Origin of the sequence: Bradyrhizobium tropiciagri, from assembly GCF_018130505.1 — a bacterium.
In the GTDB taxonomy this organism is placed as follows: Bacteria; Pseudomonadota; Alphaproteobacteria; order Rhizobiales; family Xanthobacteraceae; genus Bradyrhizobium; species Bradyrhizobium tropiciagri_B.
This window is the reverse complement of the sequence record NZ_JAFCKH010000018.1, coordinates 1-13,424: the sequence shown is the minus strand read 5'-3', so window position 1 is coordinate 13,424 and position 13,424 is coordinate 1. Positions and strand designations below refer to the sequence as shown.

The 13,424-nt window shown below is 59.1% G+C and carries 14 protein-coding genes and 3 pseudogenes; 7 read left to right on the top strand and 10 right to left on the bottom strand.

Annotated elements, in window-relative coordinates:
- Window positions 1-9 precede the first annotated feature (9 nt).
- The 6 genes and pseudogenes from JQ633_RS33470 to JQ633_RS35295 all read right to left on the bottom strand — a co-directional run bounded on the left by JQ633_RS33470 (window position 10) and on the right by JQ633_RS35295 (window position 3,303).
- Entirely contained in the window at window positions 10-198 is a 189-nt protein-coding gene (locus JQ633_RS33470; protein ID WP_211990095.1) for a hypothetical protein, read from the bottom strand.
- A complete protein-coding gene (locus JQ633_RS33465) occupies window positions 195-794 on the bottom strand; it encodes a DNA ligase (RefSeq protein ID WP_211990094.1) in 600 nt (199 codons plus the stop codon). Before JQ633_RS33465 ends, JQ633_RS33470 begins: the two co-directional genes overlap by 4 nt.
- Window positions 795-965: 171 nt before the next feature.
- Complete coding sequence (locus JQ633_RS33460) at window positions 966-1,319, bottom strand: hypothetical protein (RefSeq protein ID WP_211990093.1); 354 nt, start codon at window positions 1,317-1,319, stop codon at window positions 966-968.
- A gap of 988 nt (window positions 1,320-2,307) precedes the next feature.
- The gene (locus tag JQ633_RS33455) at window positions 2,308-2,571 is read right to left on the bottom strand and encodes a hypothetical protein (protein WP_211990092.1); all 264 of its coding nucleotides are present in this window, start codon (window positions 2,569-2,571) and stop codon (window positions 2,308-2,310) included.
- A complete protein-coding gene (locus JQ633_RS33450; protein WP_211990091.1) occupies window positions 2,555-2,791 on the bottom strand; it encodes a hypothetical protein in 237 nt (78 codons plus the stop codon). The genes JQ633_RS33455 and JQ633_RS33450 overlap by 17 nt, the downstream gene beginning before the upstream one ends.
- A 105-nt stretch (window positions 2,792-2,896) precedes the next feature.
- Window positions 2,897-3,303: pseudogene (locus JQ633_RS35295) on the bottom strand (hypothetical protein).
- 576 nt (window positions 3,304-3,879) lie between these two features.
- Between JQ633_RS35295 and JQ633_RS33445 the strand changes: the two are divergent.
- From JQ633_RS33445 to JQ633_RS33430, 4 genes are all read left to right on the top strand, one after another.
- Window positions 3,880-4,332: an Hsp20 family protein gene (locus tag JQ633_RS33445; RefSeq protein WP_211990090.1), complete on the top strand. Its 453-nt coding sequence runs from the start codon at window positions 3,880-3,882 to the stop codon at window positions 4,330-4,332.
- An 82-nt stretch (window positions 4,333-4,414) separates the two neighbouring features.
- A complete protein-coding gene (locus JQ633_RS33440; protein ID WP_211990089.1) occupies window positions 4,415-4,738 on the top strand; it encodes a hypothetical protein in 324 nt (107 codons plus the stop codon).
- 10 nt (window positions 4,739-4,748) lie between these two features.
- Complete coding sequence (locus JQ633_RS33435; RefSeq protein ID WP_211990088.1) at window positions 4,749-5,078, top strand: hypothetical protein; 330 nt, start codon at window positions 4,749-4,751, stop codon at window positions 5,076-5,078.
- Window positions 5,071-5,244, top strand: coding sequence for a hypothetical protein (locus tag JQ633_RS33430; protein WP_211990087.1), 174 nt, complete (start codon window positions 5,071-5,073; stop codon window positions 5,242-5,244). The genes JQ633_RS33435 and JQ633_RS33430 overlap by 8 nt, the downstream gene beginning before the upstream one ends.
- 461 nt (window positions 5,245-5,705) lie before the next feature.
- On the opposite strand, the gene JQ633_RS33425 is transcribed toward JQ633_RS33430, so the two are convergent.
- Window positions 5,706-5,933 carry a hypothetical protein gene (locus JQ633_RS33425; protein ID WP_211990086.1) on the bottom strand — a complete coding sequence of 76 codons (228 nt, stop codon included), beginning with the start codon at window positions 5,931-5,933 and terminating at the stop codon, window positions 5,706-5,708.
- A gap of 77 nt (window positions 5,934-6,010) precedes the next feature.
- Between JQ633_RS33425 and JQ633_RS33420 the strand changes: the two genes are divergently transcribed.
- Window positions 6,011-6,550: a hypothetical protein gene (locus JQ633_RS33420; protein ID WP_211990085.1), complete on the top strand. Its 540-nt coding sequence runs from the start codon at window positions 6,011-6,013 to the stop codon at window positions 6,548-6,550.
- A gap of 1,860 nt (window positions 6,551-8,410) precedes the next feature.
- Window positions 8,411-8,671, top strand: a pseudogene (locus tag JQ633_RS35620) (response regulator); the annotation flags it as partial.
- Here JQ633_RS35620 and JQ633_RS35615 read toward each other — a convergent pair.
- A complete protein-coding gene (locus tag JQ633_RS35615) occupies window positions 8,656-9,261 on the bottom strand; it encodes a tyrosine-type recombinase/integrase (RefSeq protein ID WP_433995717.1) in 606 nt (201 codons plus the stop codon). The pseudogene JQ633_RS35620 and the gene JQ633_RS35615 overlap by 16 nt on opposite strands.
- Window positions 9,262-9,583: 322 nt before the next feature.
- Between JQ633_RS35615 and JQ633_RS33400 the strand changes: the two genes are divergently transcribed.
- Complete coding sequence (locus tag JQ633_RS33400) at window positions 9,584-9,790, top strand: hypothetical protein (protein WP_211990083.1); 207 nt, start codon at window positions 9,584-9,586, stop codon at window positions 9,788-9,790.
- Between the two features lie 2,761 nt (window positions 9,791-12,551).
- Here JQ633_RS33400 and JQ633_RS33395 read toward each other — a convergent pair.
- Window positions 12,552-12,785 (bottom strand): DUF6894 family protein, encoded by a 234-nt coding sequence (locus tag JQ633_RS33395; RefSeq protein ID WP_211990082.1) that lies wholly within the window; start codon window positions 12,783-12,785, stop codon window positions 12,552-12,554.
- Between the two features lie 80 nt (window positions 12,786-12,865).
- A pseudogene (locus JQ633_RS33390) lies at window positions 12,866-13,279 on the bottom strand (hypothetical protein).
- Between the last annotated feature and the right edge of the window lie 145 nt (window positions 13,280-13,424).

Below are 13,424 nucleotides of genomic sequence, written 5' to 3'. Positions count from 1 at the left end.
GCTTCGGGTTCAAGAGGCGCGCACTATCTGACCTGACTCTTCTTTGTGCTTTGCAACAGCGGCGTTGACCTTCTCGCGATCCTGCCGATCGACCTCCGGCAACCTCACGATCGGCCTCCAGATCGCAACGTTGATCGTGTGGTCGTCGTCTAGCGACTTGTTTGCCCATTCCTGCCGTTGGTCGAATGCGTCTTTCACGAGAACGAGTCCTTCACCCGATTGAAGGCGAGGTGCGTCCGGTTTTTGACCTTTATCCAATGCGGGCTTCGGCCGCTGCGGTAGGGACGATCCGAGCGCTTCGACACTAACCCTTCAAGGCCGAATTCGCAGGCTTTCCGGAAAAGGTCCGGGCCTATTTCCCCTTGCTCATAGTCAGAGGCAAAGATGCCCTCCGGCCGCCGTGCCAGAAGCCGCTGGAGGTGCACCTTGCGCATCGACAGGGGCAAATCCCGAAGGTCGTCGCCGTCCATCACCAGGATATCGAAGGCCAGCATCTCCACCTCGGCATTGTGCTTGCCGGAGTGCAGGGCGTTGAAATCGGAGTAGCCTTCAACGCCGCGGATGATTGCCTCGCCGTCGATCCCGAACCGCTTCTGGCGGTTCTTCTGGGCGTTCTCGACGATCCACGGGTAGCGCTTGGTCCAGTCGTTGCCACCCTTGGTGATCAGCCGCACGCGATCGCCGTCGCGCTCGTGGCGCAAGCGGTAGCCGTCGTATTTGATCTCGTGAAACCAGTCGGGGCCTGCCGGGACGGCTTTTCCCATCGTGGGCAGGCAGAAATCGAATTTCGTCATGCTCGGGAGATAGGTATCAAAGGCGGATTCTGCGAATCCTATGGCTCGTCCCGTTCCTCAAATCGCCCGTTGAGGTCCTGATCGTATCGTTGATGTACGCGACGGCGCCAAAGCAGCGCGTAGACGATTGCTAGGAACACCGCTCCGGCTAAAATCCACCCAAACATTCGATCAGTCCCAAACGAGCCGCAGCGTGAGCTGGCGCCGGCCGCCGGTGTGGCGCTCGATGAAGGCTTCAAGCGCGGACGGGACATCGATCGCCTCGAGGTCGCAGCGGCGCTGGATTTCGTGGGCGATGTCCTCGGAGACGTCCTCGCTCCAGCCCTCGGCGGTGTTGAAGCCGATCACCCGGATCAGGCTGGTGAACTCGCCGGCCAGCATCTCCCGGATCACGGTCTCGAGTTCGGTCGCCTCAATGTCCGCCTCCCGCCAGGCGCGGCCGATCGGGCCGAAATCATCGGCGACCACGTAGACAGTCTGATCGGTTGAAGGAACGATCGAAGGGGTCCAATTGGACCGACGCATGAACAACTCCAGGCGACGAAGCCCTTTTGGAGGCCGGCAGCGAGGCCCCATGGGCTGTGTGGGGGAAATCGGGGCCTCGCCTTACGCCGGATCTCGAACCCTTGGGGAAGGTGCCGAGGGGCGGAATTGAAGAGCCTTTCACCGGGGGTGTCGTTAACCTGCGTTAGCGAGGGTGGGACTCTTCCGCGACAGTTTAAGAAACTCGACACTTCGGGAAGACCTAGCAATGCGCGATGCCCCCTCAATGCACTGCTTGCGTATCATCGTCCCAAGTGCGCTGCCCGCACGATTGGCACTCGAACATGCGGACGTGTGTTCCGGTGTGGATGTTCAGCATGGTTCTAACTAGGTCGGGCTGCTTACCACACCGACACAGCTTGACTGGCTGACTTTCGATTTCCTGAATTCTCTGCCCGATTGCACCCATGACCTCACCTGCCAAGTGAATCGCAGGCTTAAGTTACAAAGTGAACATTTGTTCCATACCCCTTGCCCGGGGGTAATCCAAGATCGCATCGGAAGTTGCCACATTTTCCCGGTACGCTTGGAAGGCGCTCCCGCCGGAGCGCGAGTGGGGGACGGCTCCGGCCCGCAACTAGCCCCTGGCGCTGGAGCCGATCCTACCGTGCCTGCCACTGAGGCCGTGCCAATGTTCAAGTTGGATCACCTGGATGACGTCGAGTGGAGCCTTATAGGCTTTGCACTACTCGTCATTGTTGCCGGTGTGTTGGCCTTTGTAGCGCTCGGCTGACCGGCTTTCACATATGCAAATGCGGTCGCGCGATATCGCGCGCAGATTAGCTGCGGCCAGAATGGATGTTAAAGGGGGCGATGATCAGGTCAGAGCGATGGGGCTTCGAATGTCCAGAGACGGAACAAGTCTGCATCCACGGCCGGTGCACGGCGAAACTTTGTTGTAAACGGGAGAAGCAGTTAGCGACGGCAATTCGGGAGGCGGCGTCAAAGAAGGTGCCCTCGGTCCGTCAGATCAGGCGAATAAGTCCGCGCCAGCTTGCTTCATCCGCACGAAGGTTCCGCTCTCGTGACACTCGATCCATCCCTGGTTGATGGCAAACTGTAGGCCAGCCCAATACTCGGCCGGCGTGGCCATGTCCTGGTAGATCATCGGATAGTTGATCTTCTCGATGTAGATCCGGCCGTCTTGGATGGGCTCAAAGTCACGAGCATGCTCCATCAGCCGCCGCGCTGCTCTCTCGGGTTCGGCGTAAGGGCGGTCACTCTTCATCTTCATCGTCGCGTATTTCCCGATCATTGGTGATCGCTAGCCTGATGCTATCTCTGAGCTTGCGGTTGATGAGCATTTCGGCTCGTCGCTTTGCCAGCTCAGGTAGCCGGGTCCGCACGGTGCGGTGCAACACGTCGCCCTCTAGCTCAATGACGATTTCGAATTGGTCGTCATATTGGCGGGTCACGCTGAACGTGACGCCTCTGTGGTTGTAAGTCGCAGGCATGAGTCTGACTTAGCAATAAAGGCTGACCGTCTGCACCGGGAAGCTACGGGCAAACGTCCCGATCCCGGAATGGCCCCATGCGGCTCATCAATCGGTCGCCGATCGTCATCGCTCTCTCGGCCACCACGTCGAAGGCGGTTCATCGTCGAAATCTTCGTCGTCCGCAGCGCTACAAGATGGCTCCGCTTGAATGGATAGCCTTGTTGGCGGGAGCAGTCCTTACAGCGCATGTACCGCTCCAGCTCGTGGATAGGGGTCCACTTCGGCCGCCTGGCGATGTCGAGGGCGACGGTCTGATGGGTCTCGCGGCCTAGGCACTTCACGTAGCGGTAGCCGGCGTTGAGGGCGTCACCGAGCGCTGGCGAGGGTTGGGCCGGACCCTGGAAGGCGAGCATGCGGGCGTTCCAAGCCTGTCACGCAAGCCCGTCGGCACACCGGCGGGCCTCAGGGGCCCGTTCAGTAAGATGCCGGACGGTGGCGCCGAACATGTACTCGCGAGACTTAGATCCCATCGCCAATGATCGCGCTGAATCTGGCGGTCGGGAAGCCGCTAGGGCTTGTCGGCAGGGCTCGGCGCCGAGCTAGGATTTGGTCAATACGTCGGTAGTTAGAGGCCCGCAAAACCGATCACAGCGAGCGCGAGGAGCATCGCGACCGCGCCGGCCAGTGCTCTCCTATACGCCAATAGGTGGTTGGTGATCATTGCGCCGGCTATGACGTTGGGCGGAGGAAAGACGATCATCAGTTCTCTAGCCTTCGAAACGGCACACGTCAGCGTCGGTCGCGCGGAGCACTACCATCGCCAGATCCATCACTTGGAAGCCGAGATCGGCCAGCGCCTCCCCGACGCCCCTGCCGGTCCATCTCACGGACCATCGCCTCAGCAACCTTCATCGGGAAAGCAGGATGGCTGGCGAAATTTCAGCCGAAAAAATTTCTCGGACCCCCTTGAAACTTTTTTCGAGCTGACAAATTTTGTTGTCGCCGCACAAGCGGTGAGGGCGCCTCCGGGGCCCTCTTGAAAGGCGGGCGCCGGTCAGGTGTCCGGCGCCGGCTCGTACCCATCTTGCTCCAAGGAGGATTTGGCTATGAGGTATGATTGGACTCCCCTGTGGAGGTCGACCATCGGTTTCGACCGCCTTTTTGATGTTCTCGATGAGGCCCAGCGGACCGCCGAGGACAGCTATCCCCCCTACAACATCGAGCGGCTCGACGAGAACCGTTTCCAGATCGCGGTTGCGCTCGCCGGCTTCATGCCGAGCGAAGTGACACTCACTGCCGAGCAGAACGTCCTCACCCTTGAAGGCAGAAAGGCCGAGAAGGAAGGCCGGACGTTCCTGCATCGCGGCATCTCGACGCGGAACTTCAAGCGGCAGTTCACCCTCGCCGATCATGTCGAGGTGAAGGGGGCGCGCTTCGAGGACGGGCTTCTGCTCGTCGAATTGCAGCGCGAGATTCCCGAGACGATGAAGCCCCGCCGTATCGCCATCGGCGGCGCCAGCGGGAGCAACGTTTCGCAGATCGAGGCCAAGGCCGCTTAACTGAGTCGGCGGCATGGACCGATCGACGCCGCGCGGGCAATCCCGCGCGGCAGATTCCCAGCGTCTTTGAATGGAGGATCCCATGCGGACGACGCCCGCGCACGATAATGTTTTTGACTTCAACGCGCTTCTTCACCCCGGTACGGTGTTCGATCATCCGCAAGAGGTCGTCGCCGATACGAGGCTCAGTCTTTCGGAGAAGCGCGCGATCCTTGCTTCATGGGCTTCCGACGCCTCCGCCATCGCGTCGTGTCCGTCCTTGCGAGCGCCCGACGGCCTGAAGGCTCCAGTACCCATCGACGACATTCTCGAAGCGCTTTGCGCACTGGATGGAGGCGACCCCCACCATCCGCCAGGCGGCCCGACAAAGCGCTTGCGATCAGTCGATCGAGCCTTAGCAGCGTGAGGAGGCCCGCATGGATGATATCCGGTTGCCAAAACACACAATCGATAAAATCGAACGTCGCTGGTCGAGCCGTGTCAGTCAGTCGGCGGCAGGGCCGGCCGTAAGCACGGACGAGCAGCTAGCGCGACTGCGCGCGCACCGGGGCAATATCCGCCGGTATCGTCGTTTGCTCGAAACCAAACTGACGGAGGTTGAGCGCCGCTTCATCGAGACGCGGCTTGAGGAAGAGAGGATCGCGCTCGATGGCCTCGTTAGGGCCGGAATCGCGATCTCGCCCTTACTGGAGCCGACGAGACAAGCGGTACCCATCACCTCGGTGCGGGAGCACGCCCATGAGTGATGTTCGCGATTTTCTGGTCCGGAGCAGCGAAAAAATTATCGGACACTACCAGTTCTTGCTCGGTACTGCGAATTCCAGCGAAGAGCGCGAACGCTTCCGGAGCAGGATCGAACAAGAGAAGAGGCTTCTCGATTCGCTTAGAAGTCAAGAAAAGCAGGCGGCCTGATAGCGACCTATCGAGTGCAAGGCAGGCAGCCTTGCACTCTTTCAGGAGGAGTTAGGAGCACTCCGGTGTTCAAAACGATGATCAGTGCGAGGGATTTGGAACTGATCGCCTTAAGGGAAATACGTAGCTTTCCGGGAGGTGAGTACGCTGCTCATGTCGAAGTCTTCCCCTTGAATGACGAGTGGTCTCTGGCCGTTACGACGCGAGACGGCGCCGACCCTGAGCGCATTCAGTACGCTGTCAGCAGAACGATCAGCCATTTAAAGCATCGATATTGCCTGAGGGCTGATTGGTGACGATTTGCACAACACCCCGATCCGTGTCGGAAAATTCCGACGTCTCTGAGCTTGTCGGATGCTCAGCTCTGATGGAAATTGCGCCAGCAAGATCGTACCGGAGCCGGGCCGCCATGGCTTTATCAGTTCGTTTTTATCTCTTTGCCGACGATGGCGTGTATCGGATCAGTCAGCAGCTGATGCAACGGCTTCCATGGTCGTGATGCCATGCCTCAATACGCCGGCACGAAGCAGAAGGTCACCGACGTCATCATCGAGCTCGACCACGGCAAGCCGGTTCGCATTGCGAGGGCGGACGGCACTTTCCTCACCTTCGACGGCCAGGGCAAAATACACAACGATCTGATCGCATCGGCATTCGTCGCAATAGAGACGGCCGAGGCGCTCGAGCAAGCCTTGAAGCGGCCGGAAAGCAAGGATGTTGGCATTTCAGCGAAGCTGAACCGCGAAAAGTGGGAGCGGGAAAACTGGTGGAAGATCTCCGAGGAGCAGCTGCAAATCATCGCCGACGACATTTGGAAGCGGAAGCGAATTGCAGCCGCGGTCGTTCAACGAGCGCAGGGAATTCAACCGACTCGCCGAAGGTCACCTACGAAGCCAAGGATGCGATGCGCGAGATCCAGGATCGCGTTTGGCGGATCGACTGGAAGATTGAGCCGCAGACAGAGATCACCCTGAAGGGAATAGCATTCGAGGCCCGCAGACGTGCAAAGGAGGATTTTGACGATCCGGTGTGGCGGGGCATTGCCGAAGCCGCGGACCGTCGCCGGGAGATTCTGACTCGGTATCGGACGGGCGCCGGCACCTGGTACGCCTGCGTCGAATTGACACGGTGGGACATCGGACGCAGCGGCGGCGAGATCACCAAGATGGTCCACGAGCAGTGCAATTCGAAAAAGGAAGCTGAGGAGACGGCACAACGACTTCTCGCCGAGCACGCGAAATATTTCACAGTCGAAACGAGCGTGGAGGCTGGGATCGTCTGCGAGCTCGAGTGGGAAGACGATTAAAGAGGCCGCTAACTGAAGCGGCCTTTCTGCCGTTCGAGAGCACAGCGCGACCAAGCTGTATAAGACTTGGCGGCGCTGGCACTCAAGCTGGAAATCGCAATCCTCCAGCGAGGGGAATACGGGGGAGCCTCGATAAGGTTGCTAAGAAGCGGCTGCAAGCCGGGGCGGAGCCATTCGTCGCCAGGCGGCTTACTCTTCTGATGCCGATTGGTTCTACGTCAAGAAAGTGCTGATGGCGATCAGCATCACAAGCGCGATCCAGACATAGCCGGCAATGGTTCCACCCTGTGGAATGGAGAGCGCGGTGACCGGTCCGAAAATCATCGAGAGCCTGGAGCGGGGCCTTCGCGTCCTTCAGGCTTTGCAGATGCAGCCGATTCCTCGCTGCAGCAGCTCTACGTCTTCACTGGTATCTCCAAACCAAGCCTACTCCGCATCCTTCACACGCTGGCACGGTCCGGCGTGGTCACCCGGCTTGCGGATGGGCGTTACCGCATCGGCGCGACGCTTTCGCGCGCGCCATCTCGCCGAGAGCGTCGCGATCGGATCGCGGAAGCCGCCGCTCCGGTGCTCGAGCGGCTGTGTCGGCGCGTTTCGTGGCCGTCGGATCTCATGGTGTCGGCAGGAGACCACATGGAAATCCGTGAGACCACCCGTGCGCGCAGCCCGATCCTGTAGCATGAGGAGAGGGTCGGTCTGCAGGTGAACTGGTTGTTAACCGGTGTTGGACGAGCCTATCTGGCCTATTGTCCGGCAAAGGAGCGGCCGGAAATCGTCGAGATGCTGCGGACTTCGAACAAGGCCGAAGATCGTCTGGCGCGAGAGCCCGCGCGTCTGAATACGATTCTCGCGGAAGTGCGGGCACGCGGTTACGCAACGCGCGACCCCACCCATGTTGGCCGCTGGTATGGCAAGCCGCCGCACGCGGACGGCTTGATCTCAATTGCTGTTCCCTGCGCGGTGGCGCGCGCGTTCTGGGCTCGATCAACATTGTCTGGCTCAAGACCGCCTTTTCGGTGGAGAGCTTCGCCGCCCGGCATCTCGAAGAACTTCAGGACGCGGCAGCGGAAATTGTTAGTTCGGTGCGAGGTCGTAGAGCGCGCTGAGGACGGCTTTTGGTTCAGAACGATCTCTAAGGCGTCGAGCAGTAAGGACAGTGTCGGCCTGAACGGGTGCCCGGGAACTTTGCAAGAAAGTGAAGCGGTCGCGTCCCTCCGGCCGTCTGAAAAACTTCACGAAGTTTGTTGGCTCACTGGACCCTACCTCTGCGGCATTGCTTCAACCGGAAGGCCGGTGTGTGCAAGCAATCTTCGCTTCCAAGAGCAGGCGTTGCTCTAACAGAGCTTTGGGGTGAGGAACTACAAGCCATCATGCAAAGCGATGCTCACCGAGCTCGGCTACCGCGTGGTCAAGGCGCGAGATCCGGCGAGCGCGCTCTAGGCGCTAGGTCGATTAGTTTAAGCCGCGCGCCGCTCTGGCAATCGATACAAGGCTGGTCATGACCGAACGCACATCGCGCGCCAGCAAATAGCCAGCCACCCAGTCCCTATCGCCCAGATCACCATCAGCGCGAGCACCATCGCGCGAGACGGGCGCGGAAGCGTGTCTGCGACCGCGGGGTTGGTGACCAAATGGGGAGGCCAGCATGGATCTCTGCATTACGCTGCTGAGGCCGTTCGAGTGGGGGCGGGACCTCGCGACTGCCTGCAGGTCGCAGCGGCGCTCGATTCGCGCGTGGGAGGCGTCCTCGCTCCAAGTATCGAGAAGCAGCACTGCTGAAGCTAGCGCGCCAAGCTGAAGCGGGCATGGCCGAGTGGCTGCGTCCCGCAGGACTCAACATAATCCGATCTACGAAGCCGAATGCCGGCTATCGGGGGAACCTCTGGAAAACCTTGGATTATCAAAGACAGTGGTCCTGCCATGAGCCACACAGTTCTTGTTGTTGATGACGATCCTGAAGTGCTCTTTGTGCTCGTGAGCATGCTGGAAGATATTGGATGCAAGGTTATCGCCGCAAGAAGTGGGGCCGATGGTTTAGATAAGCTGGCCCGTGACGACGAGATTTCGATCCTGATTACCGACATCAACGTGCCGGGGATGGACGGTCACGAATTCGCCGAACGCGCTACGCGTCTTCGTCCCGGACTAAAAGTTTTGCAGTTGTCTGGCCGAAAGCGTCGCCGCGACGGGTTTCCGATGATCCGAAAGTCGTTCACCGAGGATGAACTGAAGCGAAGCCGCTTGCGGTCCGCCGCCTTGGTGTAAATTTCGGCCTCTTTGATGTCCTTCCAGCCAAAGATAGCCATCAGCTCGTGCGCAATCGCGCCATTGTCAGCAGCGCGCGTAGCGGCCGCCTTGCGCAGGCCGTGGGCCGATTTGTCGAGAATGCCGGCGGTGACGCAGGCATCCTTGAACGCGTTGCCGAGGCTCAGCGATCGTAGCTCACGCTCAATATCGCGCGCGTTGCCATCTACGTCGATGCCGGCCAAGCGGCGCTTGGCGAAGCCGGCTTTGACGTGCTGGTGGTACCGAACCAGAGCGCCGGCGCAGCCTCTGCGCGGATTGAGACGGCCCGGCGGCACTTCCCGCGCATTCGCTTCAACGCTGACACCACGGAAGCCGGGCGTGACGCGCTGGGCTGGTATCACGAAAAGCGCTCGAACGATGACTGGAAACTCGACCTCGGGCCGAACCACGATTGGAGCTCGCATGGCGCCGACGGCTTCGGCTTGATGTGCATTCACTACGTCCAGCCCGCCGGCCCGCCGCCGGAACGCGAGCGCTACCGTGATCGAGGCCGTCGCTATGGCGGCGGCTCTTGGCAGAGTGTCTAGATTCACCTGGAAAAGCGGCCCCAGCTGTGGGCTGGAGCCGAGTTTCCAAAGGAAGGAAGCGCGTAGGGATAACGCACGCTAGTCAAATGCCTGCTCGTGCCGTCGTTCCTATTGGCGTTACGGAGTTGCGCTTAACCTATCTAAATGCGGGGCGAGCAAGAAGACTTAGGAAAGAGAGATCCTCGGAGGGGCGCTGAGCGTGAACAGAACGCCGTTGATCATTCTTACAATTTTGAACGCTGCCGCATTCTCTGGAAAAGGCAGCGTCATTATTCTCGAATACGCGGATGAGGCAGCCGCTTTGAGAGCCGCCCAGAAGATCGCTCAGGAGACGGGACACGGCGTCTCAGTGCGCGATGAGAATGCGCGCTTGATCGGCACGATACCTGCGCCAGCAGTTCATTGAATCACATTCTTCGACTATTAGGAACGTACGATCACCGGCTTAGGTTGGGTGCGGATGGTCATCCCAAGATGGAGCAGACCGATGGCTAAGATTAAGAATGCCGGCGAGCCCGCAAAGAATGGAGAGATCTCGCGCGACGACACGAGGCGTATGCAGCACGAGGATTCAGATCGGCGAGCGCGGCTTGATCAGAAACAATCCGACAAACTTGACACTAAACGATAAGAGGAACAGAAAAATCTAAGAGTGGTCTTCTTCCTCCGGTGAGCGACGACTACTGTCAGGTCAATGGAGAGCTTGAGTCCGGATACTTCCGGCGGATCAGCTTGACCTTTCGTCGCAGGGTTATCCCTCGGAGGCGCTGTCTCACGCCTTCGTGCGATCTACCTAACGCTTTTGCGACTTCAGCGGCGTTTTTCCCTTCGCTGGTCAGTTCGATGATTTGTCGGTCTTCGACTTCAGACCATGGCCTAACCGGAGGTGCGGACATAACTGGATTCTCACAAGGCTAACTAAAGGACAGGGTGTAACACTGAGGCCAAGTTTCGTTGGAAGGCTCGAAAGCGTGCTCAACCAATCAGAAGAGCGCTAATGCCGACAACGAGCGCCACGAAGAGACCGCCGCCAAGCCTACGAAGCTGCACTCAACGCCGTCCAGGTGGTCGAACTCGAACATGGATGCAGTTTGTGCCAACACTTCGCGTTCCCGCATTTGCATAAGAGCGGCAGCGTGGTTGTCCTATCTAGGAAGAGCCCTGCGCGAGTGCTCCCGGTAGGGACGCTCTGCTAGGTGACGAAGATCCTTGCCTGGAACAGAATTGAGAGCCTAATGGGCATCGCTTTTGTTACGGCGCCAGGAGGTGGCCAAATGCGTCAATATCAGGCCTATGTCATCGGTGAAGACGGCCGCATCAGACAGCGTACGACCTATCATGCACCAACGAGAGTGAGGCCAAGGAACAGGCCTAGCCTTGGTCGATCCCAATTCGATCGAGTTATGGCAGTCAGACCGCTGGATAGCGACCTTCCAGCCCGATGCCATGAAAGCAGGAACGGCCGCCGGCTGGATCAGGAGCTTGCTTTGTCCGCCAAACTAACACTTTTCAGCAACTGCTAAACGCGCGTACGTGGGTCCAATAGTACACGACACCGACGGCATGGCTAGGAACGAAGCCCGGCTGATTCATGTTGCTGAATTGGGTTAACGGGACTGGGTCAGAGATGAGTGATACATACTTCAACGATCCGAGACACTGGCGAGAGCGTGCCGAGGAAACCCGCACTAAAGCCGAAACGTTCTGGGACGAAGAATCAAAGCAGCGGATGCTACGCATCGCTGTCGAGTGTGACCGGCTGGCAGATCAAGCAGCAGAACGCGCCCGGACCGAAGCGGCTTTGGCCCGTAGGTAAGGCTGCTCGTTTGACCCGCTGTCAGGTAAGTCGGGTCTGGTAAGTCGGCCTCGATCATCGGTGGCTGAGACCGGCGTGCTTTTGCCTTTAGGAAGGGACCTGCCGTGTCCTACTACGGTCAACCTGCGAATCGGGAAATGCAACTTTGCCATTTGGAACAAGCCGAACGGCATGTAGCGGAAGGCGAGCGGCACATTGCTGAGCAAGAGGACCGAATTGAGCGTCTTGCCCGGCACGGACACAGCCTAATTGAAGCGAAGAAGCTGTTAGAAAACTATTATTTCTGTCAGCTTCTGCACATTCAGCACCGAGACCGAATCCGCAGAGAACTAGCAGGGTAAGGCTACCAGTGTTTCGGCATCGAAGCCTAGGCCGCCAGTGTGCTGGCTGTTGCGATAAGCTTGCGGGTTTCTCTCAGATCTTGTGGACGGTTTCGAAATCGTCGCTGTTGAGTGCGACATTCAAAAAGCGTGTCGATGTGCTTGGCGCCTCGTCCTTACGCCATGAAATTGGCTCCGATTGGCCGGACAATTCATTTCCCCGCTGATGATAGCACCAAAACTCAACCCATGCGGATGATGTTTTGATGCTGAACGACGCCGGCGGCTACGGTAGCGATGGTCAGGACGAGCGCGAGGCGCCGCCCGACGATGAGGCGATTTTCCGCAAGCTCCAGAAGTGAGCCAAGACGTATTTCAACAGCAAAGGCCAGACGAAATGGCGCGGCGAAGCACGCGGAGTTGGCGTCAGCGCCCTTCTGATCGGCTGAGAGCAGCCTTCTCGTTCCTTCCCTTTGAACCTTGGCCTCAGCGTGTACCCCCTCGCTGGGGCCTTCTTTTTTGCCAGGTGCTGGCCCGACGCAATGAAAAGGCCGCCAGCTCAGACGGCCTTACTTCTGCGTCGGGGATTCCAGCGTGCGCAGTTGTCGCAGCAATTCCGCCTCGAGTTCGCGGATGTGCTCTGCGGTCGGGCCATCGGCAAACTGCTTCGCTAGCTGGCGGCAGTGCGCCAGTTGCCGCTTGATTGCCAGTTCTTCCCGATCCCGCTCCACAGCCGTTTGTTATGGCATATGCGAGGCCGTTCAAATGTGAAGCCGCCAACTTGGCGGCCTCACTGTTTCGGTGGATCGTCAGGACGTGGCTGTTCATCTTTCGATTTGCGACGGCGCGGCTTGCGTGGGAGCGGCAAGATGCTTTCGGGCTTCAAGTTGGCAATCGCCCGGTAAAGTCGGGCTCTCGCCCGTCTCGCTGCGGTGTCGAGTTTACGCATGCGTACCTCAGCTTAGGTGGCCCTCACGATATAGGCTAGTACGGCAGTTGAAGCCCCGGCGACCGCAGCCACAGTACGCCAGCTAATGCTTTGTGTTGCCTTCTTGAAAGACGAACGCGGCGTGAAATAGCCAGCCCTCTTCTGATCGAACTTCAATCGAAACGTTTGAGCGACCGTCTTCTGTTGCGGCATCCTTGGCCAGACCGGCGAGCGTTTGCGCGGCTTCGACCTTGGCAGCGCGCTCATCCGGAAGCTCAATCCCTTCCTCGTCAGGGTAAAGGCCTTTGGTGTCCCTTATGTCGAAGAAGTAGCGCATTTTGCCTTGCCCTTTCACCGCCGGTCACATCAGAAAGGCAATCCAAAGAACCAAGATTATGTTCCTGAGGGGGCGTTACGTCATCGTTCGCCAAGCCACCACGTAGAAGGCGGGTTCATCGTCGAAATCTTCGTCGTCCGCAGCGCTATAAGATGACTCCGCTTGAATGGATAGCCTTGTTAGCGGGAGCAGTCCTTACAGCGCATGTAGCGCTCGAGTTCGTGGACCGGCGTCCACTTCGGCCGCCTGACGATATCGAGCGCAACGGTCTGATGGGTCTCGCAGCCCAGGCACTTTACCTCGAGGTACCGGTAGCCGGCATTGAGCGCGTCGCCGAGCGTTGGTGACGGCTGGGCAGGTCCTTGGAAGCCTAGCATGCGGGCGTTCCAAGCCTGACAGGCCAGCCCGTCAGCGTCCCGGCGCGCCTCGGTGGCCCGCTCGGCCAAATGCCGAACGGTGCCGCCGAACATGTACTCCCGCGATTTCGATCCCATGACGCCCATGAAAGCCGGTCTCGCGCACCGCAGCAAATCGTCAATATGTAGGGGATTGCCTGGCTTACTGTTCAGCCCGGGGACATGACCGACGGGTGTTCGGGGACATAGCCGACACTTCATAGTGCAGGGATTTGGCATTTTG

Bases quoted from the DNA above. Each gene is read 5' to 3' on its own strand.
- JQ633_RS33465 (WP_211990094.1), bottom strand. From the start codon at position 794: ATGACGAAATTCGATTTCTGCCTGCCCACGATGGGAAAAGCCGTCCCG.
- JQ633_RS33460 (WP_211990093.1), bottom strand. From the start codon at position 1,319: ATGCGTCGGTCCAATTGGACCCCTTCGATCGTTCCTTCAACCGATCAG.
- JQ633_RS33455 (WP_211990092.1), bottom strand. From the start codon at position 2,571: ATGAAGATGAAGAGTGACCGCCCTTACGCCGAACCCGAGAGAGCAGCG.
- JQ633_RS33450 (WP_211990091.1), bottom strand. From the start codon at position 2,791: ATGCCTGCGACTTACAACCACAGAGGCGTCACGTTCAGCGTGACCCGC.
- JQ633_RS33445 (WP_211990090.1), top strand. From the start codon at position 3,880: ATGAGGTATGATTGGACTCCCCTGTGGAGGTCGACCATCGGTTTCGAC.
- JQ633_RS33440 (WP_211990089.1), top strand. From the start codon at position 4,415: ATGCGGACGACGCCCGCGCACGATAATGTTTTTGACTTCAACGCGCTT.
- JQ633_RS33435 (WP_211990088.1), top strand. From the start codon at position 4,749: ATGGATGATATCCGGTTGCCAAAACACACAATCGATAAAATCGAACGT.
- JQ633_RS33430 (WP_211990087.1), top strand. From the start codon at position 5,071: ATGAGTGATGTTCGCGATTTTCTGGTCCGGAGCAGCGAAAAAATTATC.
- JQ633_RS35615 (WP_433995717.1), bottom strand. From the start codon at position 9,261: ATGCGAGCTCCAATCGTGGTTCGGCCCGAGGTCGAGTTTCCAGTCATC.
- JQ633_RS33395 (WP_211990082.1), bottom strand. From the start codon at position 12,785: ATGCGCTACTTCTTCGACATAAGGGACACCAAAGGCCTTTACCCTGAC.